Origin of the sequence: Sporosarcina gallistercoris (assembly GCF_050459885.1) — a bacterium.
Lineage (GTDB): Bacteria > Bacillota > Bacilli > Bacillales_A > Planococcaceae > Sporosarcina > Sporosarcina gallistercoris_A.
Genome location: NZ_JBCMNO010000001.1, coordinates 19,545 through 44,893, shown reverse-complemented (window position 1 = coordinate 44,893; position 25,349 = coordinate 19,545). Strand labels below are relative to the sequence as shown.

28 protein-coding genes are annotated in these 25,349 nt (G+C 45.2%); 19 read left to right on the top strand and 9 right to left on the bottom strand.

Annotation, left to right across the window (positions count from 1 at the left end):
• Positions 1-23: 23 nt before the first annotated feature.
• The 7 genes from ABE021_RS00275 to ABE021_RS00245 all read left to right on the top strand — a co-directional run bounded on the left by ABE021_RS00275 (position 24) and on the right by ABE021_RS00245 (position 7,804).
• Positions 24-506 carry a Na+/H+ antiporter subunit E gene (locus ABE021_RS00275; protein WP_430286158.1) on the top strand — a complete coding sequence of 161 codons (483 nt, stop codon included), beginning with the start codon at positions 24-26 and terminating at the stop codon, positions 504-506.
• A complete protein-coding gene (locus tag ABE021_RS00270) occupies positions 506-790 on the top strand; it encodes a Na(+)/H(+) antiporter subunit F1 (protein ID WP_430286157.1) in 285 nt (94 codons plus the stop codon). The genes ABE021_RS00275 and ABE021_RS00270 overlap by 1 nt, the downstream gene beginning before the upstream one ends.
• Positions 768-1,175 (top strand): Na+/H+ antiporter subunit G, encoded by a 408-nt coding sequence (locus tag ABE021_RS00265; RefSeq protein WP_430286156.1) that lies wholly within the window; start codon positions 768-770, stop codon positions 1,173-1,175. Before ABE021_RS00270 ends, ABE021_RS00265 begins: the two co-directional genes overlap by 23 nt.
• A 169-nt stretch (positions 1,176-1,344) precedes the next feature.
• A complete protein-coding gene (locus ABE021_RS00260) occupies positions 1,345-3,732 on the top strand; it encodes a penicillin acylase family protein (protein ID WP_430286155.1) in 2,388 nt (795 codons plus the stop codon).
• 480 nt (positions 3,733-4,212) lie between these two features.
• The gene (locus tag ABE021_RS00255) at positions 4,213-4,569 is read left to right on the top strand and encodes an ArsR/SmtB family transcription factor (RefSeq protein ID WP_430286197.1); all 357 of its coding nucleotides are present in this window, start codon (positions 4,213-4,215) and stop codon (positions 4,567-4,569) included.
• Entirely contained in the window at positions 4,562-6,670 is a 2,109-nt protein-coding gene (locus ABE021_RS00250) for a heavy metal translocating P-type ATPase (protein ID WP_430286154.1), read from the top strand. Before ABE021_RS00255 ends, ABE021_RS00250 begins: the two co-directional genes overlap by 8 nt.
• A gap of 27 nt (positions 6,671-6,697) precedes the next feature.
• Positions 6,698-7,804 (top strand): GNAT family N-acetyltransferase, encoded by a 1,107-nt coding sequence (locus ABE021_RS00245; protein ID WP_430286153.1) that lies wholly within the window; start codon positions 6,698-6,700, stop codon positions 7,802-7,804.
• 42 nt (positions 7,805-7,846) lie between these two features.
• Here the strand turns inward: ABE021_RS00245 and ABE021_RS00240 are convergent, their stop codons facing one another.
• Positions 7,847-8,002 (bottom strand): lmo0937 family membrane protein, encoded by a 156-nt coding sequence (locus tag ABE021_RS00240; RefSeq protein ID WP_156138007.1) that lies wholly within the window; start codon positions 8,000-8,002, stop codon positions 7,847-7,849.
• 133 nt (positions 8,003-8,135) lie between these two features.
• Between ABE021_RS00240 and mntR the strand changes: the two genes are divergently transcribed.
• The 5 genes from mntR (at position 8,136) to ABE021_RS00215 (ending at position 11,331) form a co-directional block, all read left to right on the top strand.
• On the top strand, positions 8,136-8,543 hold the full coding sequence (gene mntR / locus ABE021_RS00235; protein ID WP_430286152.1) for a transcriptional regulator MntR: 408 nt from the start codon (positions 8,136-8,138) through the stop codon (positions 8,541-8,543).
• A 37-nt stretch (positions 8,544-8,580) separates the two neighbouring features.
• Positions 8,581-9,441 carry a CvfB family protein gene (locus ABE021_RS00230; protein ID WP_430286151.1) on the top strand — a complete coding sequence of 287 codons (861 nt, stop codon included), beginning with the start codon at positions 8,581-8,583 and terminating at the stop codon, positions 9,439-9,441.
• 54 nt (positions 9,442-9,495) lie between these two features.
• Entirely contained in the window at positions 9,496-10,380 is an 885-nt protein-coding gene (locus tag ABE021_RS00225) for a DUF1002 domain-containing protein (RefSeq protein ID WP_430286150.1), read from the top strand.
• A gap of 64 nt (positions 10,381-10,444) precedes the next feature.
• Positions 10,445-10,726, top strand: a complete 282-nt coding sequence (locus ABE021_RS00220) for a GNAT family N-acetyltransferase (protein ID WP_430286149.1) — start codon at positions 10,445-10,447, stop codon at positions 10,724-10,726.
• Positions 10,727-10,851: 125 nt separating this feature from the next.
• The gene (locus ABE021_RS00215) at positions 10,852-11,331 is read left to right on the top strand and encodes a DUF4064 domain-containing protein (protein ID WP_430286148.1); all 480 of its coding nucleotides are present in this window, start codon (positions 10,852-10,854) and stop codon (positions 11,329-11,331) included.
• 49 nt (positions 11,332-11,380) lie between these two features.
• Here ABE021_RS00215 and ABE021_RS00210 read toward each other — a convergent pair whose 3' ends face one another.
• Complete coding sequence (locus ABE021_RS00210) at positions 11,381-11,878, bottom strand: GNAT family N-acetyltransferase (protein WP_430286147.1); 498 nt, start codon at positions 11,876-11,878, stop codon at positions 11,381-11,383.
• A gap of 180 nt (positions 11,879-12,058) precedes the next feature.
• On the opposite strand from ABE021_RS00210, the gene ABE021_RS00205 reads away from it, so the two are divergent.
• From ABE021_RS00205 to ABE021_RS00195, 3 genes are all read left to right on the top strand, one after another.
• Positions 12,059-12,442, top strand: a complete 384-nt coding sequence (locus ABE021_RS00205) for a hypothetical protein (RefSeq protein ID WP_430286146.1) — start codon at positions 12,059-12,061, stop codon at positions 12,440-12,442.
• Positions 12,443-12,740: 298 nt separating this feature from the next.
• Complete coding sequence (gene yidC, locus ABE021_RS00200) at positions 12,741-13,595, top strand: membrane protein insertase YidC (RefSeq protein ID WP_430286145.1); 855 nt, start codon at positions 12,741-12,743, stop codon at positions 13,593-13,595.
• A 91-nt stretch (positions 13,596-13,686) separates the two neighbouring features.
• Entirely contained in the window at positions 13,687-13,935 is a 249-nt protein-coding gene (locus ABE021_RS00195) for a hypothetical protein (RefSeq protein ID WP_430286144.1), read from the top strand.
• A 45-nt stretch (positions 13,936-13,980) separates the two neighbouring features.
• Here the strand turns inward: ABE021_RS00195 and ABE021_RS00190 are convergent, their stop codons facing one another.
• Entirely contained in the window at positions 13,981-15,144 is a 1,164-nt protein-coding gene (locus tag ABE021_RS00190) for a 3-phenylpropionate MFS transporter (protein ID WP_430286143.1), read from the bottom strand.
• Between the two features lie 180 nt (positions 15,145-15,324).
• Here ABE021_RS00190 and ABE021_RS00185 point away from each other — a divergent pair, with 180 nt between their 5' ends.
• The gene (locus ABE021_RS00185) at positions 15,325-16,197 is read left to right on the top strand and encodes a M15 family metallopeptidase (protein WP_430286142.1); all 873 of its coding nucleotides are present in this window, start codon (positions 15,325-15,327) and stop codon (positions 16,195-16,197) included.
• A 32-nt stretch (positions 16,198-16,229) separates the two neighbouring features.
• Entirely contained in the window at positions 16,230-16,466 is a 237-nt protein-coding gene (locus ABE021_RS00180; RefSeq protein ID WP_430286141.1) for a hypothetical protein, read from the top strand.
• Between the two features lie 28 nt (positions 16,467-16,494).
• Here ABE021_RS00180 and cls read toward each other — a convergent pair whose 3' ends face one another.
• The 4 genes from cls to ABE021_RS00160 all read right to left on the bottom strand — a co-directional run bounded on the left by cls (position 16,495) and on the right by ABE021_RS00160 (position 21,167).
• Positions 16,495-17,946, bottom strand: a complete 1,452-nt coding sequence (gene cls, locus ABE021_RS00175; RefSeq protein ID WP_430286140.1) for a cardiolipin synthase — start codon at positions 17,944-17,946, stop codon at positions 16,495-16,497.
• Positions 17,947-18,089: 143 nt separating this feature from the next.
• Positions 18,090-20,492: a heavy metal translocating P-type ATPase gene (locus ABE021_RS00170; protein WP_430286139.1), complete on the bottom strand. Its 2,403-nt coding sequence runs from the start codon at positions 20,490-20,492 to the stop codon at positions 18,090-18,092.
• Between the two features lie 129 nt (positions 20,493-20,621).
• On the bottom strand, positions 20,622-20,831 hold the full coding sequence (gene copZ / locus ABE021_RS00165; protein ID WP_430286138.1) for a copper chaperone CopZ: 210 nt from the start codon (positions 20,829-20,831) through the stop codon (positions 20,622-20,624).
• Between the two features lie 15 nt (positions 20,832-20,846).
• Positions 20,847-21,167: a metal-sensitive transcriptional regulator gene (locus tag ABE021_RS00160; protein ID WP_430286137.1), complete on the bottom strand. Its 321-nt coding sequence runs from the start codon at positions 21,165-21,167 to the stop codon at positions 20,847-20,849.
• Between the two features lie 238 nt (positions 21,168-21,405).
• On the opposite strand from ABE021_RS00160, the gene ABE021_RS00155 reads away from it, so the two are divergent.
• Complete coding sequence (locus ABE021_RS00155; RefSeq protein WP_430286136.1) at positions 21,406-21,546, top strand: Lmo0850 family protein; 141 nt, start codon at positions 21,406-21,408, stop codon at positions 21,544-21,546.
• Between the two features lie 48 nt (positions 21,547-21,594).
• Here ABE021_RS00155 and ABE021_RS00150 read toward each other — a convergent pair whose 3' ends face one another.
• Positions 21,595-22,776, bottom strand: coding sequence for an FtsW/RodA/SpoVE family cell cycle protein (locus ABE021_RS00150; RefSeq protein WP_430286135.1), 1,182 nt, complete (start codon positions 22,774-22,776; stop codon positions 21,595-21,597).
• Between the two features lie 97 nt (positions 22,777-22,873).
• A complete protein-coding gene (locus tag ABE021_RS00145) occupies positions 22,874-24,055 on the bottom strand; it encodes an FtsW/RodA/SpoVE family cell cycle protein (protein ID WP_430286134.1) in 1,182 nt (393 codons plus the stop codon).
• Positions 24,056-24,269: 214 nt separating this feature from the next.
• Between ABE021_RS00145 and ABE021_RS00140 the strand changes: the two genes are divergently transcribed.
• The gene (locus ABE021_RS00140) at positions 24,270-25,337 is read left to right on the top strand and encodes a D-alanine--D-alanine ligase (RefSeq protein WP_430286133.1); all 1,068 of its coding nucleotides are present in this window, start codon (positions 24,270-24,272) and stop codon (positions 25,335-25,337) included.
• Positions 25,338-25,349 lie beyond the last annotated feature (12 nt).

Below are 25,349 nucleotides of genomic sequence, written 5' to 3'. Positions count from 1 at the left end.
CACTGAAGAAAGGGGGTGGAAAAATGCCAGGTCAACTGTTACTGAACTTGTTCATTGCCTTTTTATGGATGCTGCTCATCGATGAAGACGAATTGCGTTTTTCCACGTTCTACGCAGGCTTTCTCGTAGGAATCGGAATCCTATTCTTCATGCACCGTTTTTTCGGTACACGCTTCTATTTACGGCGCGTCTACGCGGTTGTTAGATTACTCTTCATCTTTGTTTGGGAACTGATCCAGTCAAGTGCGGTTGTGTTAAGGCAGATATTAAGCCCGCGTTTGAAGATAGAACCAGGAATCTTCAAGTACGAAACGATATTGCGCAGTGAAGTGGAAATTACAATGCTTTCGATGTTGCTGACATTAACACCTGGTTCTGTCGTTATGGAAGTCACGCCGGAAAGTGATGCGCTGTATATCCATGCGATGGATGTACAAGAATCCAGAGATGGGTTGATCAAACAATTGAAAAACTTCGAAAAAGCGATTATGGAGGTGACCCGATAATGATAAAGACAATGTTAGCGATATCCGTTGTGCTCTTTGCGGTGACAATTGCGATCGCCGTTCTCCGACTCATCATCGGACCCTCCATGCCGGACAGAGTCATTGCGATGGATGTCATCGGTGTGAATCTGCTCGCTACAATTGGGGTCGTTTCGATTGTGAATGGAACGAAAGCCTATTTGGAAGTCATTCTGATTCTTGGGATTCTGTCATTCATCAGCACGATCGCTTTTTCCAAATATATCGAGAGGGGGGTTATCGTTGAACGAAAACGAGATCGGTGAATTCATCGGCGCCCTGCTTATCCTCTTCGGAAGTATTTTTAGTGTCATCAGTGTGTTCGGACTCATTCGATTGCCCGATGTCTACACACGCTCGCATGCCGCAACAAAAAGCTCCACACTTTCGGTTTTGTTGACACTGATCGGCGTGTTCCTATACTTCTTGTTTAATGACCATTTCGTCAGTGTCCGCGTATTGTTAGGCATTGTGTTCGTATTCCTCACAGCGCCAGTTGCAGGACATCTCATCATTCGCGCAGCTTATCGGTCGAAAGTGGAACTCGCCGATATCTCAGTGGAAGATGAACTGTATGAAGTGATCCATGGCGATCCAGACACAGACACAGATAGTGAGAAGAACCCTGAAGACGACCGCTCCTCAAGCTGACAGAGTGATTGTGAAAACAGGAAAGTGTTCATAAAATCGGAGAAGCGCTCCTAACACCTTCTCCATACATAATTACGTCTCGAATCCCTTTCTCCTTTGAAAGGGATTTTATTGTGCCGCAACGAATATAATGAAGTACTGTGAAAAATTAGAATGGGGGGAGAGTTCCATGGCAAAAAATGCCCAGCACAAAAAGAGGATGGGGAAGCCGGCGAAGGTCATTCTATGGATCCTAGCGACACTTGTCACAGTTGCTGCAGCCGCACTTATTTTTGTAAACGTTTACATAGGGAAGTCAAAAGCAGTGATTGAAGGGAATGTTCAGCTCTCTGTATTGGACGAAAACGTTACCGTAACTCGGGATGAAAATGGTGTACCCCATTTGGATGCAAAGTCCGATGCCGATTTATACCGGGCACAAGGTTACGTACATGCGCAAGATCGCTTGTTTCAGATGGACCTCGCAAGAAGGCAGGCGAGCGGCAGGTTATCCGAAGTGGTCGGTGCGAAAGCGATTGACACTGACAAACAGTTTCGCACGTTCAGCTTAAGGAATGCAGCGGAGAAATCGTTCGACACATATAGCGACGACGCGAAACAGGTGTTGGGGTGGTACGCAGATGGTGTCAACGAATTCATCGAAGAAGTAAAAGACAATGGGAAGTTATCTTATGAATTCAAATTGCTCGGCTATGAGCCCGAACCATGGACCCCTATTGACTCACTGACGATTGGAAAGTATATGGCGTATGACCTTGGTGGAAAATGGACACCGCAAGCCATGCGTCATTGGGCACTTAATCAATACCCTGAAGAGAAAGCTAAAGAATTGTTCATCACCTACCCGGAAAATGCGGAATCCATTATGGAAGCGAATATGAAGAACCCCGTCCAAGTCACAGGACAGTTCGACCCTGGATTACTTCCGCATGAATTTAACGGAAGCAATAACTGGGTAGTCTCAGGCGACAAAACCAAATCCGGTATGCCGTTACTTGCCGATGATCCACATTTAGGGCTGAGCACACCTTCGATTTGGCACCAAATCCATTTGAAGTCGCCAGAACAGAATGTGAGCGGGGTCATTTTTGCAGGTATTCCGGGCATCATCCTCGGACATAACGAAAAAGTAGCGTGGGGAGTAACCAACGTTGGTCCGGACGTCCAGGATCTTTATATTGAAATACCGAACCCGGACGATCCGACCCAATTCCAATATGATGACGAATGGGAGCAAGCCGAAGTCCGCGATGAGACCATCCGCGTGAAGGATGAAGAGGATGTGCCATTCGAAGTGGTCGTCACCAGGCATGGACCGATCATTACAGATGTCATTTATAAAGATGAAAAGCCGGACGCGGTGTTTTCGATGCAGTGGACGGCACTCGAGCCGAGCAATGAGCTTGAAGCCATTATGGATTTAAACAAGGCGGATGATTGGGAGTCCTTTGAAACGGCATTGGAAGCTTTCAGTGCACCCGCCCAAAACTTTGTCTTCGCTTCAACGGACGGTACAATTGCATTCAAAGCGAACGGAAAGATTCCCATTCGTAAACAAGGCGATGCCCAGCTGCCAGTCCCGGGAAATTCATCTGAATATGGATGGGATGGCTACGTTCCGTATGATGAATTGCCGACTGTTGTCAATCCTGAAGAGGGATTCATCGCCACTGCAAACAACGAAGTGGTGGATGAAAAGTATCCTTATCACATCACAAAATTTTGGGCACAGCCTTATCGCTACGAGCGGATTGCAGAAGTACTTCGCGAAGGCGATGATTTTACAGCGGAGGATATGATGGACTTACAGATGGATCAGAAGAACTTACATGCTGGAGAATTTTTGGATTCGCTGATCGGTTCGATTGAAAAGATGGATAGGAAAGGGAGTTACAAAGGAATTTTAACTCAGCTGAAGGACTGGGATCAGATGGATTCAGTGGATGCACCGCAGCCCCTTGTATTTCATAAGCTCATGAAACAGCTGCCAGTGACGATGTTTGCCTCGGATATGCCTGCGGACGTCTATGAATTCATGCCAGGCAAGCCACAGTTGACGGATCAGTTTTTACGCAATGCGTATAATGGAGATCCTTCTACGTGGGTGGAGGAGTATGGCGGAGTCGATCAGTGGGTATTCGATGCGTTTGAAAAAACGATGGCAAGCTTGAAAGAGGATTACGGGGATAACTACGGAAAGTGGCAGTGGGGCGATTTCCATCAGCTTGTTTTCCCGCATCCATTGTCAAGCGCTTCACCGGTTTTAGCACGCTTCTTGGATCCGAAAAAGCAACCTGTCGGCGGGTCTGGAATTACAGTTCAGGCGGCGTCGTTCAAAGACGATGGCAGTGCGAATCACGGAGCCTCCTGGCGTTTTGTAGCCGATTTGGATGACTTGTCAAAGGCATACCATATAGTGGGCCCGGGTCAAAGCGGGCACATGAAGTCACAATGGTTCCATGACCAGGCAGACGATTGGGTACGCGGTGATTTCCATGAAACTGTTTTGGAAGGCGATGTGAAAGATGGGCACGTGTTAACATTGGAAGCGAAATAAGTAGATGAAGCAGGGGTGCCAGCTGCCCCTGTTTTTTCGTGCGATAAATAGTGCCTCAGTAGAGAGGAGTGCTCATAAATCTTAAAAAACGCTCATAAATCAAGAGAAGTGATCATAAATCGCAGAATCCGCTCATAAACCCCGTAATTCGCTCATAAATCGTAAAAAGTGATCATAACCTAAAAAAAACGCTCATAAAACTCAAAATATGCTCATAAACCCCTCACCCACCCTCTCGTGGAAATCGTTTCATCCCTGCGGACTCCACAACTCATCCAACAAGTGCACTTCATTAACCAAAACCAACATTTAATTGGTATGCTTCGCTTTTTCGAAGCAGTTTACTGCTGAAACCAGAAAACAAATCGTCCTTCATTCAAACGATCGTTTGATAGTAGTTGCAAATCGTCAGAATAACGCATATACTATCTTTACAATCAAACGGACATTTGAATGATGAGGAGGCGGATGAAATTGAAAATGGTTGATACGTGTGATGAACAAATTATCCACGACGCGCTTGTAATTGAAATCCAAGAAGAATTGCCCCGCGTCGGAAACATGGTGCAGCTCTTTAAAGCACTCGCAGATGAAACAAGACTCAAAATTGCCTATTCCTTAACATTAAAACAAGAGCTCTGTGTATGTGATGTCGGTGCTATTATAGGTGCGTCTAACGCCACAGCCTCTCATCATCTACGATACTTGAAAGAAAACGGACTGGCTCGCTCGGAGCGGAGGGGCAAGATGGTCTATTACTCGCTTGCAGATGATCATGTGTTACAACTCGTGAAAATTGCGCATGAACATACGATGGAAGGTGAAGAGAATGGATGAAACGAACAGAACTGAATACCGCCTTGAAAACTTAACCTGTGCAAACTGTGCTATGAAGTTCGAAAAGAACGTCAGTCGTCTTCCTAACGTTGAAGCGGCGGCTGTCAACTTCGGCGCAAGTAAACTGTCATTTGCAGGAGATGCAACAGTCGAAGAACTCGAATCCGCAGGCGCTTTTGACGGCATCCGGGTCGTCCCTGTCACTCAGCGTAAACCGATTCGGAAAACACCATTTTTTAAACGAAAAGAAAACATCGTCTCGCTTATTTCTCTAGTATTTCTAGCAGCAGGTCTATTTGCATCTAGTAAATATGGAGAAACCCATATATGGGCTATCCTCTTGTTTGCAATTGCAATCGTTGTCGGGGGAACTTCGATGTTCATCGATGGACTCAAAAACCTGGTCCGTCTTGAATTCGATATGAACACACTGATGACAATTGCCATTATCGGTGCTTCAATCATCGGCGAGTGGCGGGAGGCTGCTGTAGTTGTGCTCCTGTTTGCGATTAGTGAGGCTCTTGAATCGTATTCCATGAACAAAGCACGGCAATCGATAAGCAGTTTGGTCGATATTGCGCCACCTTCAGCGATCATCCGACGGAATGATGAGACATTTGAGTTGCCGACTGAAGAGATTCGCATCGGTGATGTCTTAATCGTCAAGCCGGGGCAAAAAATTGCAATGGACGGAGTCGTGCGCTCAGGGTACTCAACTGTTAACCAAGCTGCAATCACCGGTGAATCGGTCCCTGTCGCTAAGCAAGTAGAGGATCATGTGTTTGCAGGTACACTGAATGAGGAAGGATCCCTTGAAGTCACGGTTACGAAATTAGTTGAAGACACGACAATTGCTAAAATCATTCATCTCGTTGAAGATGCGCAGGCGGAAAAGGCACCTTCACAACAATTCATCGACAAATTTGCTAAATACTATACACCAGCGATTATCGCCATAGCAGCACTAACAGCCGTGATTCCGCCACTTCTCGGAGCGGATTGGCAAACTTGGATTTATCAAGGACTCGCGGTTCTTGTTGTCGGCTGCCCGTGTGCTCTCGTCGTGTCCACTCCCGTTGCAATCGTCACCGCGATCGGGAATGCAGCTCGTCAAGGCGTGCTCATAAAAGGCGGCGCCCACTTGGAGGAAATGGGTCATATCAAAACCATCGCATTCGATAAAACCGGTACGTTGACGAAAGGCTATCCGGAAGTGACTGATATCATCGCTGCACCTGGAGTAGAAGAAGCGTATCTCCTGGAGTCCATAGCGGCAGTGGAACGCCTTTCCCAACATCCATTGGCTCGAGCGCTTGTCAATGCGTCTGAAGCTAGGAACCTGAACGTGTTACAAGCGGAAAACTTCCAATCCGTCACAGGCAAAGGAGCCGTTGCAGATGTAATCGGGAAAAATGTTTCTGTCGGGAGTCTTCGTTGGATCGAAGAACTCACCGAGCTCCCTGAAACAACTAAGGTCCAGGCGGCAGACATGCAAACAGAAGGCAAATCGGTGATGGCAGCTGTGATAGATGGGAGATTTGCCGGGATATTTGCAGTAATGGATCCTGTTCGTCCTGAAAGTAAACCCGTTCTTGAACGATTAAAAGAAATCGGTGTTGAGACTACTGTCATGCTCACTGGAGATGATCCGAAAACGGCGCAAGCAATCGCAGCCCGTTTAGGCATTGACGACGTCCGAGCAGGACTCATGCCGGAAGACAAACTTGTCGCTATCCGTGAATTGAGCGAAGGGAAGAAACAGGTGGCAATGGTCGGAGATGGCATTAATGATGCGCCTGCACTAGCCGCAGCATCCGTCGGAATCGCAATGGGTGGTGCAGGGACTGATGCCGCATTAGAAACTGCAGACATCGCACTGATGGCAGACGATCTCGAACAACTGCCATATACGGTGACTTTGAGTAGAAAAACGTTGCGTACGATCAAAGAAAACATTATGTTTGCAGTAGGACTAAAAATTGCTGCACTGCTTCTCGTCATCCCAGGCTGGCTGACGCTATGGATTGCAATCTTCGCAGATATGGGTGCGACGCTGTTAGTGGTGTTGAATTCACTTCGTTTAATGCGGATCCAAAAGTAAGAAGCGGTCGTTTGGAGGAATTCCCTGATGCAACTTAAAGAATGGACAATGGTGGAACAAGAACAGCTGATCCACTTCATGACAACGAATACATGGCCGTTTCACATGCAAGAAAACTCGGGTCGTGAGTTGATCGAAAAAGCGATCCGGGAAGGCGGATACGAGTCAGATGAAGTGAAGACGTTCTGGCTCGTCAATGACAGCGGTGAAAAAGTGGGGATTGCAAAAATCCATGATTTACAAGATGAAGTCCCGTTATTCGATCTGCGTATCGCAGACCGCTACCGGGGCAGAGGATACGGAGCAAGCGCTCTGCGACTCATGGCCGACTACGTGTTTGGACTGCCGGAAGGAAAGAACCGGCTGGCAGGTCACACCCGGCATGACAACTTAGCGATGCGTAAGACGTTCGAGCGTTCAGGTTTTGTAAAAGAAGGCCACTTGCGGCAAGCGTGGTTTTCTCCAGAAGAAGACCGTTACTACGATGCCATTACCTATGGAATCACACGAGAAGACTATATGGCCGGAAAAAAGACTCCGGTAATCTGGGAAGATCACGAAGAACCTCCAACGATTCAGGAAATTCCTGATTTCCCCGACCAATTCGAATCTGAGCGATTACTTATCCGTATGCCGTCATTGCGTGATGTTTCGGATGTCAATAATACCATCATTCAAACCTTGCCGACATTGAGACAATGGATGCCATGGGCACATCAGCCACAAGGCTTAGAAGATACAGAACAACGGATGCGCCAGGCGATTGCAGATTTCATCCTGAAAAAAGACCTTAGACTGCACTTATTCGAGAAACAAACAGGTGACTTCGTAGGCTCCTCAGGATTACATCGGATCGATTGGTCCATTCCGAAATTCGAGATCGGCTATTGGTTAGCAAAAGGATATGAAGGAAGAGGCTATATGACAGAGGCTGTAGAGCGGATTGTGGAGTTCGCATTCGATGAATTAGGTGCGCGACGCGTAGAGATCCGATGTGATGAACTCAACAAAAAAAGCCGTGCCGTTGCAGAACGGGCAGGCTTTGAACAGGAAGCTGTCTTGAAAAATGATGATCGTTCAGCGGACGGGACGCAGTTGAGAAATACGGTCGTATATGCGAAGATCAGTGAGTAAAATGAAAAAGGGATGTCGGAGAAAACCCCGACATCCCTTTATTTAAACTGATCGTCTACCGGAAATCATATTGAGAATAAATACAATTAGTGCGATAACGAGCAAGATATGAATGAGGCCACCACCGATTTTGAAAACTAGTCCGAGCAACCAGAAAGCAATTAGTGCTACAATGATAATCCAAAGTAATTTACCCATGTGTTGTTCACTCCTTTCGAAAATAAGATTGAATTGGTTATGCTGTTTAGATACCCGGGTACGAATACCGTTAAACATACCCATTATTTTTTTGTGAGGGATTGGGTTGAGAATGCTACCGGAGGTGCTTGGATTGGCAACACCGAGTATGGAAGACTACATTGAACAAATATACTTACAAATTGAAGCAAGAGGTCAGGCTAGAGTTTCAGATGTCGCAGAAGCGCTGGCCGTACTTCCGTCATCCGTCACCAAGATGGCGCAGCGGCTCCATAAGGAAGGTTACGTCATTTATGAGCGATATAAAGATATCAGCCTGACGACACGTGGCCGTAATTTTGGAGAACGTCTCGTGCAGCGGCACGAACTGCTGGAGCAATTTTTACGGATTATCGGTGTGAAGGAAGAGAACATTTACGGAGATGTGGAAGGAATCGAGCATCATTTGAGCTGGGATGCGATGGATCGGATTACAGATCTGGTACAAACCATGAACGAAGACCAAAAATTCGTCGCTGCCCTTAAAGAACGCAACGAATAAGTTTACTACCAATTATTTAAGGAAATGGGAGAATAAGATGACAAATTTACTTGCAGGAACTATTCAAAACGTTCGAGTACTAGAAAGGGACGGCTCACGCTGGTCGCTTGAATTAGATGGAACGGAAATGTATATGAACGCTTCAGAAGCACCGGAAACGTTACAGGCAGGGGATACAGCTGAAGTATTCCTATTCATGAACCGACGCGGTGAACTTGCAGCTTCAATGCAGTTACCCCACATGACAATGGGGACATATGGCTGGGCAAGGGTACTGCGTGTGGACGATAAATTCGGAGCGTACGTTGACATCGGCGCAGCTTTTGAAGTACTTGTGAACAAAGCGGACCTGCCTCATGTACGGAAATTATGGCCGAAAATCGACGATGCGTTGTATATGACACTTCGAACTGATCCAGCAGGAACGATCTTTGGAAGGCTTGCAACGGAAGAACGTGTATTGGATGTCATAGGGATCGCGGAAAAGTGGCGCATGAACGATAACCTGACTGCAAGGCCTTATCGATTGCTCCCTGTAGGGGCGTTCCTGTTAAGCATACCTGATAATTACCGTATCTTTATCCACGAAAGTGAAATGGCTGCAGAGCCGCGTTTAGGAGAAGAATTGAACGTCCGGATAATCGATGTACAGGATGATGGGACATTGAATGGGTCTCTTCTTCCCCGTAAACAGGAGCGATTGGATGACGACGCTGAGATGATATTTGCTTACTTACAAGAGACAAACGGCAAAATGCCGTTCACTGATAAGTCGACCCCTGAAGAAATCGAGGAAATGTTCAGCCTGAGTAAAGGTGCATTTAAACGTGCACTCGGCAGACTGATGAAAGATGGCCGGATAGAACAGCGCGATGGCTGGACGTCAATAAAAGGATGATGGGAACCTTTTAACCGTGAAATTCGTATGTATTGGAAACAAGGAGGTAAGAAGATGAAACGAATGCTTACTGCTAGTCTTGCATTGATGCTCTCTGTTGGAATGCTGTTCCCGAACATTGCGTCTGCAGATGCAACCATTAACGAAAAACTTGGGGTTCCCATTGTAGTGTACGGCGCCAACCTTTCTGAGGACGAACGGGCTAGTGTGAAAAAGAGCCTGAAAGTAGATGAAGAAGCAGAGGTGGAAGAAATTGAGGTAACCGGTAAGGACCTCGTTACGTATATTAAAGACGGCGATCCGAATGCACGTATGTATTCTTCAGCCAAAATCATGCGTCAAGATGCAGGTAAAGGGCTTGTGATCTCCATTGTCACACAAGATAATATTACGCAAGTCACACCGGATATGTATGCGACAGCGATGCTGACTGCAGGTATTGAAGATGCTAAAGTCGAAGTGGCAGCTCCCAAAAAAGTGACAGGCCACTCTGCGTTGGTCGGTATTTATAAAGCCTACGAAGTAAGCGGTGAATCATTGGATAAAGAGCGTACGGATGTGGCCAATGATGAATTGGACGTTGCGACGACACTGTCTGAAAAAGGTGTGGATAAAGACAAGGTCGCTGGCTTATTGACGGATATCAAACAGCAGATTTCTGAGCAAAATCCTGCTACGAAAGAAGAGGTTGAAAAGATCGTCAAAGAACAATTGGAGAAACACAAGATCGAGCTTAGCGATGCTGACCGTCAATTATTAATTGACTTGATGGACCGGATTAGTAAACTTGACATCGATTTCTCCAAGTTCTCCCAGCAATTAGATGATATGGCTTCGAAGGTGAAAGATAAGTTAGGGGAAATCGATCCCGGTTTTTGGGAAAGTGTCAAAGAATTTTTCAAAGGACTTGTAGATTCAGTGAAATCCGTGTTTCAATAAATAAGTAAGTTCTGTTGAACTATCTAACTACCCGAATCATCCAAATAAAAGGGAGGCTGTTCTCATGGAATTTGAATACAAAGAACTTGGCGGAGATGCTTTTGCTTATCGCAAAGAGCAGGATGGTAGAACGCTAGCTGAAATTACGTGGACACTTCTCGGAGACGTCATGGTGATGGATCATACTTTTGTGTCAGAAGAACTTCGCGGCGGCGGCGTTGCAAAAAAACTTCTAGATCGTGCAGCGGATTATGCACGGGACAACAATTTGAAGATGGAAGCGGTTTGTTCCTACGTCGTAACCGCGTTCAACAGATACGAAGAATACAACGATGTGAAAGCATAACAGGAAGTGAAAGCGGAACGCGGTCTTTAAGCGCTCCGCTTTTTTCAGGAAGTCATCTGAAATTGAAACATTTTGGGAAGTCGGTCGTATAGTAACCTATCAACTAGAAAAGTGAGGCGATGTAAGTGAATCGAACAGCAGAAAAAGTATTGGGAATCATAGGATTGGTATTTACAGCATTAGGCGTCGTAGCTTCCATTTTTGGTGCAGTCATATTTAATATGCTTAGCTCGGATCCTAATCTACGAACGGAAATAGAAATGGACTTATATTCAGATCCTGCATTTACACCCGAAGATATTGATATGGTTTTCAGCATATTTGACACACTCGGTGGCTTCCTGTGGGTAGGAGTTGTATTCCTGGTGATCAGTTTAGTAGTTACGACTATCGGGTTGATCAAAATCTGGAATAACAAAAACCCGAAACTTGCAGGAATCATGTTTATCATTGGAGGATTAACGGGAGGTATTCTGTCGCTTACTTCAATCCTGCTCTATATCGCAGGAATTCTCTGCTTGACTAAGAAACCTAAAACAACGTACCCAGAAGAACAACTCATAACAGACACACCACCTGAAGATGGCGGAATGCGCCCATTGTAATAGGATATAAAAACGTCCCATTCGATTCACCGAATGGGACGTTTGTCGTTTAAATACATAAAGCGGATTGCGGTATCATATATACATATTGTGCCGTTTCGACTGCAACCCCTTCAAAATCTTCATCGAATACTTCAAGCAACTCAAAACCAAGCTTTTCGTAGAATGCTTTTGCAGGTTCATTCAAATCGTCAACGTATACGACCAACTTGACAGCATCATCCAACAGCGTCAACGCACCTTCAAATAGTTCCATCCCAACGCCTTGCCGCTGATAGTCGGGAAGAACGTACAGAGCAGTGAGTTCAGCATCTCCATCTTCATCGATCCGCGTCATGTTGAAAAATCCAACTGATCGACCGTCTCGTTCAGCGATCAAAACCTCTGTCTTTTCCATACGCTTCAATAGCATAGGGGTGGAATAAGCGCTGTCGAGAAATTTCTGCTGGACAGGTTGGGGCAAAAGTTCTTGATACGTAGCTTTCCATGTCTCACGGGCAATGTGTTGAACGGCAGCAATATCTTCCTCAATCATTTGTCGAATCATTGCGCTTTCACCTCACCAATCTTTCTCTCATCATAACAAATGAAGGAATTGAAAACTAGCGATAGTCAGACTTGTCATGAAAATGAAATGTTTATGGAGTTTGCCGATTGCGAAGTCGGGTATACTTAATAACATGAAACGATACTGAAACATAAGTAAAAATTTGGAGGTTAGATTTTCATGGCTAAAAAACGTAATGGTATTTTACTTGCAACACTTGCAGCAGGAGCTTACGCGTATTTCAGTAAAAAAGATAATCGTGACAAAGCACAAGTAGCTGTAAATAATTTAGTTACGAAAGTCGATTCTTTTGTTCAATCTAAAAAAGCTGATTACTCCGACCAGACGAAGCGCGGTATGTCTGATCCGTATGATTTCCAAGATAATAAGATGGTGAGTGAAGGGGCGCAGACGAGCGTTCATTACTACAATCAAGAAGTAGAAGATAAGGGTAAAGGTGCAAAAGAAGATGGGCTTTATCACAAAAAAGAAAACAAAGAAACTACGGACAAGTTAGAGTCTAAAGAAGCGGAATCCGACTCCGACAAGTCCAAAACAAACTAAAACTCTTCTAACCGTATTGAACCTATAGATTTCCCATTGCTTTTGCTACTAGTGAAGCTGGAATGAAATACAAAACCTGCAAAGTGACTGATTTGTCACGAAATGCAGGTTTTTTTGTATTTTTCAGCTGAAACCTTGGATTTCGCAATAGGTATCATTGTAATTGTGAAGAGGATTAGGGTATACTTTTTGAAGAGACGCTGACCGTCTGTAATTGAAAAAATCCCGTTAGCCATTCTAGGTTCTTCTATAAAAATCAGGGTTGCTAATAGTTTAGAAAATAGTGAAGGTGGATTTCGTGAAAAAGAGAATTGGATTTATAACGATGTTGGCCACAGCCGCCGTTTTGCTAAGTGGTTGTACGAGTGTTCAGGAACAAAGAGGAACGTTCTACGGGTTATTTGTAAAACCTATGGAATGGCTGCTTCACAATTTAGGAGAAGCATTTGGCGGCAGCTACGGACTTGCAATCATCATTATTACGGTGGGCATCCGCTTAATCCTTATGCCGCTAATGCTGAAGAATTACAAATCACAGCAAGAAATGAAAGTGAAAATGGATGCGCTGAAACCTGAAATGGAAGACATCCAAAAGAAGATGAAAGCAGCTAAAGAATCAGGCAACAAAGAAGAACAGATGAAATTGCAACAAGAAATGATGGGTCTCTATTCCAAACATAATGTGAATCCTCTCAATATGGGATGTCTTCCATTAGTGATTCAGATGCCGATCATCATGGGTCTCTATTTTGCAATCTTGTATGCAGACGATGTAGTGAAAAGCCATAAATTCCTATGGTTTGAGCTAGGGAAGCCTGATATTATCATGATGCTAATTGCGGGTGCTGTGTATTTTGTTCAGGCAAGAGTCTCACTCTGGACAATGCCGGAAACACAGAAGGCCCAGATGAAATTGTTCGTCTACATTTCACCGATCATGATCATGTTCATCTCATATCGAGTCGCTGCTGCACTTCCTCTATACTGGGCAGTAGGTGGTCTGTTCATGATATTCCAAACATATCTTGGACGTAAATTTTACTACAAACACACTGAAGCTGAACTAGCTGTTGAAGCTGACGGTCATGTCGATGTGGAAATCATTGATCCGATAGAGGAAAAACATAAGAACGGCAAGAAAAAAGGAAAGTAACGAACATAGTAGATTGACTGGCCGGGGGAGAGATCTCCGGCTTCTTTTTATACTACAGCTTAAGCGAATAGTGAAATGGAAGGGGATGCTGATGAACAGTAACTGGATCTATGGAATTGGTATTGCTTTTGCTGGGGTATTTTCTCTCTTCTTTATCGTCAAGCTCGATTTACAAAATGCATTGATCGGCATGCTTGCTCTTTTTGCGCTTACAAATAGTGCTCGGGCGAAGCAATTCAAGAGCCAAGGGATGATTCGGGAATCCCGTTGGATGCAAGGGCTGTCGATGTTGTTTGCGATTGCCTTGGCTGTCATTTTATTCATGAGGTTATTAGGATGAAAAAAGGAAACGGGAGTGCGCATGGAGCGCAGCCGTTTCCTTTTTTTAATAGGCAAGCTTCCGTCTTGTGGAAAGTACGATAAAGATAGCGGGAACTGTACACACTGCCATTCCCAAAAACGCCAGTCCCGGAGAAATGTCGTACAAATACCCTGCAGGAATCGTTAAAAATGCTGTACTCAAACTCATGGCAAAAGCCGCATACATTCCTTGGGCTGAAGCGATTTGCTCCTTCGGGAGACGAGTGGATATGTATTGGATGAATGCATAATGGGCAATCCCGAAAGAAATTGCGTGCAACATTTGGGTAATAACGAACACCGCTGTAACGGGGAAGAGGAAAACAACGATCCAACGGACGGTTGAACCGATTGCGGCAATTAAAAACATCGTTGAAATCTTTACATTTGCTAGCATCCGGTCTGAAACACGGAAAAAAAGAATCTCGAACAACACCGCGACGTTTAAAATGACACCAATCCAAAGACCTGAAACATTCAGATCATCCAAGTAAATGAAACCGAAGCTATAATACGCAGCATGGGCGCCTTGCAACAACACAGCTAATATCGTGACGACTAGAAACCCTTTTGTCTTGAACAACGTCCTTAACTTGGTCTGAGAGACAGTTGAGGAAGTCCGTTCAGGTGCAGTATCGAGAACTGCAGGCGCGTTTCTCATGAAAAAAAGTACCGCAACAGCAAGACCTGCAATCATCAAATACAAAATCGATTGCTCACTCCAGATGGATGTAGCCGCACCGACGAGCAGTAAAGCGACTGTATACCCGATGGAACCGAATGAACGGCTTTTACCGTAATGGATCTGCTCAGACTGCATTAATAGAGTAGCACCACTCTCGACAGCAGGCAGTATCATAGGGTAGACTGCGCTGAATAAAATCGTGATCGCTGCCAGCACCCATAATGGTGAATCGGGCAAGTAGAGAATGACGAGTAACAAGGAGACGATCGATAACCCTTGAACGACTTTCCGCAAAGAGGATCTCTGGGTGAGAACAGGAAAGACGAGAAAAGTAGTGAGTGCTCTTGCGGCCATCCCGATTCCCATGATAACACTTGCAGTTGAGACTGCTAGGCCTTTTTCAATGGTTAACCATCCGGTCCAATAGGGAAGGAAAATTCCCCATGTAAAAAAGAAAACAAAAAAACTAGCAGAGAGCCATCGTTGGTTAGCCAATAGAATCATCCTTCATATAAAAAAATCAAACTGGAAAATTAATCATAGCATATACTTTTAAAAAGGCACAGTAGTCCTAAGACGGAAATGATGGTAGACTATGAAATGGACTATTTGTAATGAACCTGTAATATTCAAGAAACTGAAAATAGATAGCAAGTTACAATCACGAAAGAAGGCAATGCTCTTATGAAGCGTAGACAAGAAAGAAGACGAACGAGCAAGAAACAGTCCTTAGGGTTGAAAGTGATGTTACTGATTGCAGCGGCAGCAATAGCAGGACTCGTAATATGGATTGGCAGCAATGATTGGGACATTAAAAAAACGTTAGAACCAACCGGAACCTCCAATTCAGATAAAGACTTACCTGAAGTCTCCCTTGGAGCAGAAGACAAAAAGACTGAACCAAGTCTTGAAAGCGGAGAGGCAGATGAACAAAATCCGTCCCCTTCAGAAGTGAATCCTGAGAAGTCAGGGGAACCAAGTAAGGACGATCAACCTTTTGATGGGGGATATGTGGAGGGACAAAAATTGCCGAAGGAACCCACTTATGTAAAAAACATCTTAATTGCCAACAAAAAGTATCCACTGCCAGAAACTTTTGCCCCGGGAGAAAGCAAAGAAGCTCGAGCTGCATTTGAAGAAATGGCAGCAGAAGCGAAACTTTCAAGTTTCAATCTAACCGCGTTTAGCACGTACCGTTCTTATGATTATCAAGTAACGCTTTACAATCGTTACGCGGATCGCGATGGAGTGGAAGCGGCAGATCGATACAGTGCAAGACCAGGTTACTCTGAACACCAAACCGGCCTTGCTTTTGATATTGGTGAGGTGAATCATGAAAAGCACTGGGCGTCCTCTTCATTCGGTTCGACAGAGGCTGGAAAGTGGTTACTCGCCAATGCGCATCGCTATGGTTTCATTTTACGTTACCCTAATCACAAAGAACAAATTACAGGATACATGCATGAAGCGTGGCACTATCGCTACGTAGGAAAGCCTTTAGCTGAAGAGATATTCAAGAAAAATATCACACTCGAAGAATACCTAGGAGTGGATTGAAAAAAGGACTGCCGCCAGCAGTCCTTTTTTGTATGGATTCATCGTCTGCAGGTGCTTGGAAACTTTCTGCTTCGTGCCAATCCGCTCAAGCCGTCCGGGAATCCGCTCAAGCAATCGCCAATCCGCTCAAGCCATCCGGGAAACCGCTCAAGCAATCGCCAATCCGCTCAAGCTATCCGGGAAACTGCTCAAGCAATTGCCAATCCGCTCAAGCCATCCGGGAAACCGCTCAAGCAAACTCATCCCATAAAAAAGGCATCTCCCAGTAGGAGATGCCCCGCCCAACACTTAAAAAAATCATAAAATAGGTGACAATAATCGCGAAACGGACTCTTTAATCTTGATTGTACGCGAACGATTCAAATACATATCGTATGTCAACTCAGTCGACAATTGAATGTCTTGTTCAAACAGCTCCGCAAGTTCACGAGACTTCTCTCGATCATATATGAACGCATTGATCTCGAAATTCAGACGGAAACTGCGCTCATCGATATTCGCAGTACCGACAGTCGACAACTCATCATCCACAACGATCTGCTTCGCATGGATGAATCCATTTTCATAAATGTAGACACGCGCTCCGGCCTTCAGCAAGCTGCCGATATTCGAATACGTCGCCCAATAGACAAACATGTGATCCGGCTTATTCGGAATCATAATCCGCACATCGACTCCGGACAAACACGCAATCCGAAGTGCGTCCAAGAAACTGACATCGGGAATGAAATACGGAGTTTGAATATAGATATAGTCTTTGGCGATGAAAATCATCTTTAAATAGCCATCCTTAATTTGTTCCCACTCTGAATCCGGACCGCTCGAAACGATTTGCATGCCGACTGAACCTTTGCGTGGGATAACAGGGAAATAGCGATCGTTGTACTGGACTTCACTCGAAGTCAACGCCTGATTCCAATCTAACAGAAATCGTGTTTGCAACGGATGCACAGCGCTTCCTTCAATTCGCAAATGCGTATCCCGCCAATAACCGAACTTTTTACTCATTCCGAGATACTCATCTCCGACGTTGAAACCGCCAACATACCCAATGCGGCCATCGACCACAACGATTTTCCGATGGTTACGATAATTCAAACGGGGATTGATAAGCGGAAGCAGCGCTGGGAAGAATGCGACCGCTTCTCCACCGGCATCTGTCAGTTCTTTCAGATGTTTTACGTGCAGTCCCCTCGAACCGATGTCGTCAAAGAGAACACGTACTTTTATGCCTGCCTTCGCTTTTCTAACGAGTACTTCCATGATTCTGCTTCCGAGTTGGTCGAGCCGCATAATGTAGTATTGGAAATGGATGTGATCCTTTGCATTTTCCAAGTCCTCAATTAATGAATCGAACTTTGCTGCGCCATCATTGAAGATTTGCACATCGTTATCTTGGGTTAACACCGCATGATTATTTCTCAAATGCAGATAAATCATGTCGTGGTAATGTGCAGTATCGTCGAGTTGAAACTCGAAATTTTCATCTTCAATCGCTTCCATTTGATAGTCGATTAAGGTCTCGATACCAATACGATCCCGACCTGACCAGCGGAACAAGTGACGTTTCCGCAGCTGCCTGCCGAGGAGAAGGTAGATGATGAACCCGAAAAGAGGGATGAAAAATAAGACAAGCAGCCAAGCCCATGTAGCGGCTGCATCCCGCCGTTCCAAAAAGATAAGAACTCCTGCAAGCAGGATGTTTAAAATTAGAAGTGCGATTGTAAGAAAGCCGATAACTCCTGCCATTGTATGCCGCCTTTCCATAAAGTGTAGTATTTCTATAGTATACATGAACAAGTAGATTTGTCCGTCAAAACCATATCTTGAAACGTAAAAAACCGAAAGAAAAGGGGCTGGCCCAGTTTCTTTCAGTTTTACGGAAATCATTGTTATGAACGCAGCTTCACACGTTGAAGACGCAACGCATTTAAGACAACCGATACAGAACTGAATGCCATCGCAGCACCGGCGACCCAAGGGGCAAGCAATCCAGCTGCAGCAATCGGTATACCGATTGAATTATAAGCAAGGGCCCAAAACAAATTCTGTTTTATGTTTCTGACTGTCAGCCGGCTCATCGTAAGTGTATCTGGAACTCGTAACAAATCACCGTGCATTAACGTGATATCTGCAGCTTCCATAGCGACTGCAGTTCCGGTACCCATCGCTAATCCGATGTCTGCAACGGCTAGGGCAGGAGCATCATTGATACCGTCACCTGCCATCGCAACACGCTTTCCTTCAGCTTGCAATGCTGCTATCGTCTGTGCTTTTTGGTCAGGCAGTACACCTGCAATCACCCGGTCGATTCCGACGGTTGCAGCAATCGACTTCGCCGTCCGTTCCTGATCACCTGTCAGCATGATGACTTCCATTCCCAGCGCATGTAATTCTTTCACAGCTTGAGCTGAGGATTCTTTCACCGTATCCGCTACAGCGATCACCCCTGAATGCTCGCCATCCGTCGACATATACATCACTGTTTTGCCTGCGTTTTCGAGGGATGCGACGTCTGCAATCCCGTCATCGAACAACACGTTAAAGCGCTCCAATAATTTCTGGTTGCCGAGCAATACTTCTATGCCTTCAATTTTACAACGGATTCCGTGACCGGGGATGGATTCGAACTCTTCAACCGTCGGAATTTGTTTCGCATTCTCTACTCCGAAAGATGTAATCGCACGAGCGACTGGGTGTTCGGAATCACTTTCCGCTGCCGCTGCGAGTGCTGTCATCCGATCCTGTTTAGATGGATCTGACACATGGAAATCCGTCACTTCCGGTGTTCCTTTTGTAAGCGTCCCTGTTTTATCGAACACGATCGTATCAATCGATTTCGTCTGTTCTATCGCTTCAGCAGTTTTGAACAAAATACCATGCTCCGCGGCGCGGCCGGATCCTGCCATGATCGATGTCGGGGTTGCCAATCCAAGTGCACATGGGCAAGCGATCACCAATACCGCGATTGTACTCGTCAACGCTTTTGCGAAATCACCCGGTGTGACAACGAAGAACCACGCGAGAAAAGTTACGACAGCAATCCCGACCACCACGGGCACGAATACCCCTGAAATTTTATCAGCTAAACGTTGAATCGGTGCTTTCGATCCTTGTGCTTCTTCTACCACTCGGATGATCCCTGAGAGCATCGTGTCTTTACCGATGTTTTTTGCGCGTACCCTCAAAGAGCCATTGGCATTCACGGTCGCAGCATACAACAGATCTCCTGGTACTTTTTCGACGGGCAGGCTTTCACCCGTCAACATCGATTCGTCCACTGCTGACGAACCGGACAGGACTTCTGCGTCTACAGGAACTGAGGCTCCTGGGCGTATCACGAGCACGTCACCCACTTGTACATCGGAAATCGGGATTTCAGAAATGACACCATCCTGTTCGACAACTGCCATCGTCGGCTGCAGTCCCATGAGCTTTTTAATAGCGTCAGAAGAATGTCCTTTCGCACGCGCTTCGAATAGCTTCCCCAGTAAAATGAGGGTGATCAGAACTGCACTTGTTTCAAAATACAAGCCATGATCCGACCCTGTCAGAACTAGGAATACGGAATAGAAATATGCAGCTGACGTTCCCAGTACAACGAGGACGTCCATGTTGGCACTCCCGTTTCGAAGTGCGGAGAACGCACCTTTATAAAACGTCCAGCCAATCCAGAACTGGACCGGCGTAGCGAGTGCCCATTGGAAATATGGATTCATGAACAAACTCGGTACATACATCCAACTGGTGAAGGAGAAGTGGGCAAACATCGTCCACAACAGCGGTAGGGAAAGAACTGCCGAAATTATGAACACCCGTGTCTTTTTACGGATCTCCGTCTTTCTAGGATCTTCTTCAGCCGAAGAAGATCCGCTGTTAACAGATGCCCCATAGCCGATTTTTTCGATCTTGTCGACAATCTGGTCTTCAGAAAGAGCGGTCGGATCATATGTGACGCGGCCGGTCTCCAGTGCCAAGTTCACATTCACTTGGTAAACACCCGGCATTCGCGCTAGTACTTTTTCAATTCGGGCGGAACAAGCTGCACATGTCATGCCAATCAGCTGTAAATCGACTTGCCGTTCCGTCACGTCATATCCAAGTGACTGGATTTTAGCGCGAATGGCAGACAAATCAGCAGTATCGGACTCAACTGTCACAGCGGCTCTTTCCGTTGCAAAATTCACAGCGACATCTTGCACGCCCTCCATGCGGGAGAGTCCTTTCTCAATTCGGTTTGCACAAGCAGCACACGTCATACCGGTAATCGGAATATCCATTCGTTTCTCACTCATGTCGCTTGCCTCCTTTAGGGTACCCAATAGGGGTATGTAATTCAGAAAAAATAAAAGTAGTGCACCCTATCACGTTACGAATAAAGCGAATAGAAACCGCACAGGCTAGGCGTGCGGTTTCATAACCAGTCATTGAACGACGTCGTATCCTTGGTCTTCGATCGTTTCTTCGATACTTTTTCGATCTGTAGCAGCGGTATCATGAGAAACTTCCACAGTTCCTGCATCCAGATTCACTGAAACGGATTCAACACCAGTAAGTTTTCCTACACTCTCCTCAACCGCTTTTACACAATGTCCACAAGACATACCTTTAACTGTTAATATTGTTTGTTCCATTTTAAAATTCCTCCCTTATTTTCTCATCAATTTAGTAACCGTAATGAGCAATTCATCGAGCACGGCATCATCACCTTCGGCAAGCCGCTCTTTTACACATCCTTTTAAATGTCCGTCCAATAATACTTTTGCTGCGCCATTCAAAGCGGATTGTGTCGCGGCGAATTGTGTGATGATGTCATCACAATACACATCATTCTCAATCATTTTACGAATCCCGCGTATCTGACCTTCAACGCGATTCAACCGGTGGGTAAGATTTGTTTTGACGCTATCGGGGTGGTGACTCTTGCGACAAGAAACTTCCTCAGCAACGAAAAGCTCGTCTTCATTCATCCTATTCATCACCCCTTCCTAATTTCAAGTTAATGTACCAATGGGGGGTATGTCAACCAATCAATCCGATTTAATGAAATTTACGAAGAAAGTGATTTTGTAACACAATTGAAAGGTTAAAAACTTGACAATTGTGGTATAATGAAGTTAGACAAAGAAAACATCATGATTTAAACAAAATAGAACCTTGCGTCCAATTTGTGCGTCCTGCACTATAGAAAGGTTGAGGTGGAACCAGATGGCGAAAGAAATCGATTTGAAGAAGATCATCACAAACTTAGCGAAGTTAGGTGTTTCCGCTACAATGACGAAATCGCGTCTAGATATGCTAAAGGCTCTTACACCGCCTGTCCAGCAAGACCCGCAAATCCAACCATAATCAAAAAACAAAAAAACACGTCCACAGGATTTGCTGTGGACGTGTTTTTTATTCTTCTTCATCGGAGTTGAACATATACGTTCGATGATGGAATTTCATACTGAAGATTAGACCGATGGCGAGCATGTTGCCCATCAGTGAACTTCCCCCATAGCTGATGAAAGGTAGCGGAATTCCTGTAATCGGCAGCAATTGAATCGTCATTCCTATGTTTTCGAACACATGGAAAGTAATCATTGCGATGATTCCTGCAGCAATATACGTACTGAATGGATCTTTTAATTCCAAAGCGATCTTCGTCAAATGATAAATGAGGAAGAAGTACAGACAGATCACGACGCTCGCGCCAACGAATCCCCATTCTTCTCCAATCACACTGAAGATGAAGTCTGTGTGACTCTCGGGTACATAGACTTCGCGGTCTTTAAACCCTTTACCGAAAATCTCACCCGAACCGATCGCATTCAACGAAGTAATCAGATGCAATCCTTCGTTCGACGAATAGGAATAGGGGTCAAGCCATGAATAGATCCGCTGGAATTGGTAAGGTTTAAATCCAAGTGACGTTAAAAAGTCTTGGGCATATAATGCCATGAAGAGCATCGTGCCCCCGATTGAAGCCGTCCCGATGAAAATCGGCAACAAGATTTTCCAAGTGATTCCCGACACAATCGCAAGAGCGGCGGTGATCGCGAGGAAAACTAATGCTGTTCCAAGATCAGGCTGCAGCATGATGAAAAACAACGGCACAATCAGAACGACGCCGATTTTCAAAAGCAACATGAAGTCGGTTTGCAAGGTCTTCTCTGAAAACTTTTCATGGTGTTTTGAAATAACACGAGCGAGACCGATGATGAAAAAGGTCTTCATGAATTCGGCGGGCTGGATACTGCCGACACCTGGTAAGTGGAACCAACTTTTGGCTCCGTTACGACGAGCCACAAGTTCCAGACTTTCCGGAAGGATGAACAGCACGAAGAGGGCGAATATTCCGCCTCCGTATATGATCCATGCCGCTTTCTTATATTGTTCAGGTTCAAAGTACATCGTGATCGCAATAATGATTGAGCCCACGACATACCACTGAATTTGTGACGGTATAAAGTTGGTGCCATATTGTCCTGTAGTTTGAGCAGAAGAGATAGCGATCAGACTGATTGCACCAAACATTAGCAAGAGAAAGGCTAGTGGCCAATCAAATCGATCCTCAGATTTTTGTTCTATTTTCATGTTTTTTTCACCTTTGTCGTTTCATAGAGTTACAGCCACTCATTATAACCGGAAATGTACCCCGATACGCAAGAGGAAATCTTCCTGTTTTGTCCGGTTACTCATCTTCAGTTTCAAATAAGTAGTTTTGCTGATGGAATCGCATACTGAAAATTAACCCAATCGCAAACATATTACTGAACAAGGAACTTCCTCCGTAGCTGATGAAAGGAAGAGGTATACCGGTAATTGGCAATAGTTGAATATTCATGCCGATATTTTCTAACACGTGGAAGGCGATCATCGCAATGACACCAGCCGTCACATAGATGCTGAACGTATCTTTCAGCGTTAACGCAATTTTCGTCAAGTGATAAATGAAGACAAAGAAAAGTGTGATCAGCAAACTGGATCCGATAAATCCCCACTCTTCACCGATCACACTGATGATGAAATCTGTGTGATTCTCAGGGATATACACAACGCTTGCTTTGAAGCCTTTCCCCGTGAATTCTCCAGAACCGATCGCTGTCATTGCCTGGATCAAGTTATAGCCTTCTTCACCCGGATACGAATAGGGGTCTAACCACGAATAGACACGCTTGAATTGATACGGATCAAAACCGAGTTTCTGCAAGAAATCTTGTGCATAAATGGCCATCCATAGAAGAGATGCGCCGAGCGTGGCACCGACTGCCATTAATGGAGCGAGCAGTTTCCAAGAGATTCCGGATACGATGACGACAGCAACTGTAATGGCTATGAATACAAGGGACGTTCCTAAGTCTGGCTGTTTCATAATAAAAGCGAGGGGAAGCAGTAACATCAACCCCACTTTCCCGAGCAGCACCATATCCATCCTAAGGGACTTTTCGGGAAAACGCTCATGATGGACGCTTACGGTGCGGGCTAATCCAAGGATGAAAAAAGTCTTGATGAACTCCGAAGGTTGGATCGTCCCAATGACAGGCAGATGCAGCCAACGCTTTGCACCGAGACGGGTTTCAGCAATTTGATCTTGACCGCCGGGCGCCAGCATGAGAAATAATAATAGAAAAATTCCAAAGCCATACAAGGGCCACGCCAGTTTTTTATATTGTTGAGGTTCAAGCTGAATCATAACAAAAATGATAAATGCGCCAAGGACATACCACCGGATTTGTAAGGGAATGAAATTCGTATTGTACTGCCCGGAATTTTGTGCAGAACCAATTGCCGTTAAGCTGACGATACAAAATAATAAAAGATAAAAGGCAAGTGTCCAGTCGAATCTGTCTGTCCACTTGGTTGAAAGTTTCAAAGTGATTCTCCTTCCTAAGGAAATGATTGGTAAAGTATACCGTAGTTAGGTCGAAGATTCACGTGGTTCATAAGACGTGATTGTGGAATGAGAAGTTTCTCCATTGAAAAACTTACTACTCTAACAATAGATGAAGAGAAAGGTTTTTTCTAGCATCATCCGCGGTTCATGGTAAACTAGTGAAACGAAAACTAACGGATTGAGAGGGATTATGATGAAAAAAAAGCTAGGGTTAGTCTATGGAGGGAAATCAGCAGAACACGAGGTTTCCTTATCTACAGCGCGCGCTGCTACGCGGGCAATCGATTTTGACAAATACGAAGTGATGCCGATCTACATAACACCTGAAGGGGAATGGCGTACAGGCGCACCGCGGACGGCACCTGCAGAAACAATCGAAGAATTGCGTTTGGATGGGAATGGCATAAGCGAACCGGATAGCATCGCCCAATTCCTGCAGCTAGAAAGTAAACCGGATGTCATCTTGCCACTGCTCCACGGAACCAATGGGGAAGATGGAACAGTTCAAGGTCTTTTCGAAGTGATGAATGTTCCGTACGCTGGAAATGGCGTTCTCGCCTCTTCTGCTGGGATGGATAAAGTCGTTATGAAACAACTGTTTGCTCAAGTGGGTCTTGCGCAAGTACCTTATGTCCACTTCGTCCGTTCGGAGTGGGAAAAAGAAGAAACGCGTCTGCTGGACGCTGCAGAACAAACGCTCCAATACCCGGTGTTTGTAAAACCGGCTAACTTAGGCTCGAGTGTTGGGATCAGCAAAGCCGACAATCGGGAAAGTTTGAAAAAAGCCATCGATTTTGCATTGAAATTCGACCGGAAGATCATTGTGGAGCAAGGGGTCACAGCGCGTGAAATCGAAATGGGCGTACTTGGCAACGATGATCCAGCATGTTCAGTTCCAGGTGAAATCAAACCCGTTGCAGCTTTTTACGATTACGAAGCGAAATACCAGGACGGAAACACGGAGTTAGTCATTCCGGCACAAGTACCTGAAGATGTTGCAGCGCACTTGAAAGACATGGCGTTCCGCGCATTTAAAGTGCTCGACTGTGCAGGACTCGTCCGTGCAGACTTCTTTGTAATGGAAAATGATGAGGTGCTGATCAACGAAGTCAATACGATGCCTGGATTCACACCGACGAGTATGTTCCCGCTTCTATGGCAGCATACAGGCGTCAGCTACCCGGAATTGATCGACCGACTAATAGAGTTGGCAATCGCACGTCATGCTGAAAAACAACAGATACAATACACAATGGATTGAGTGGGATAACTA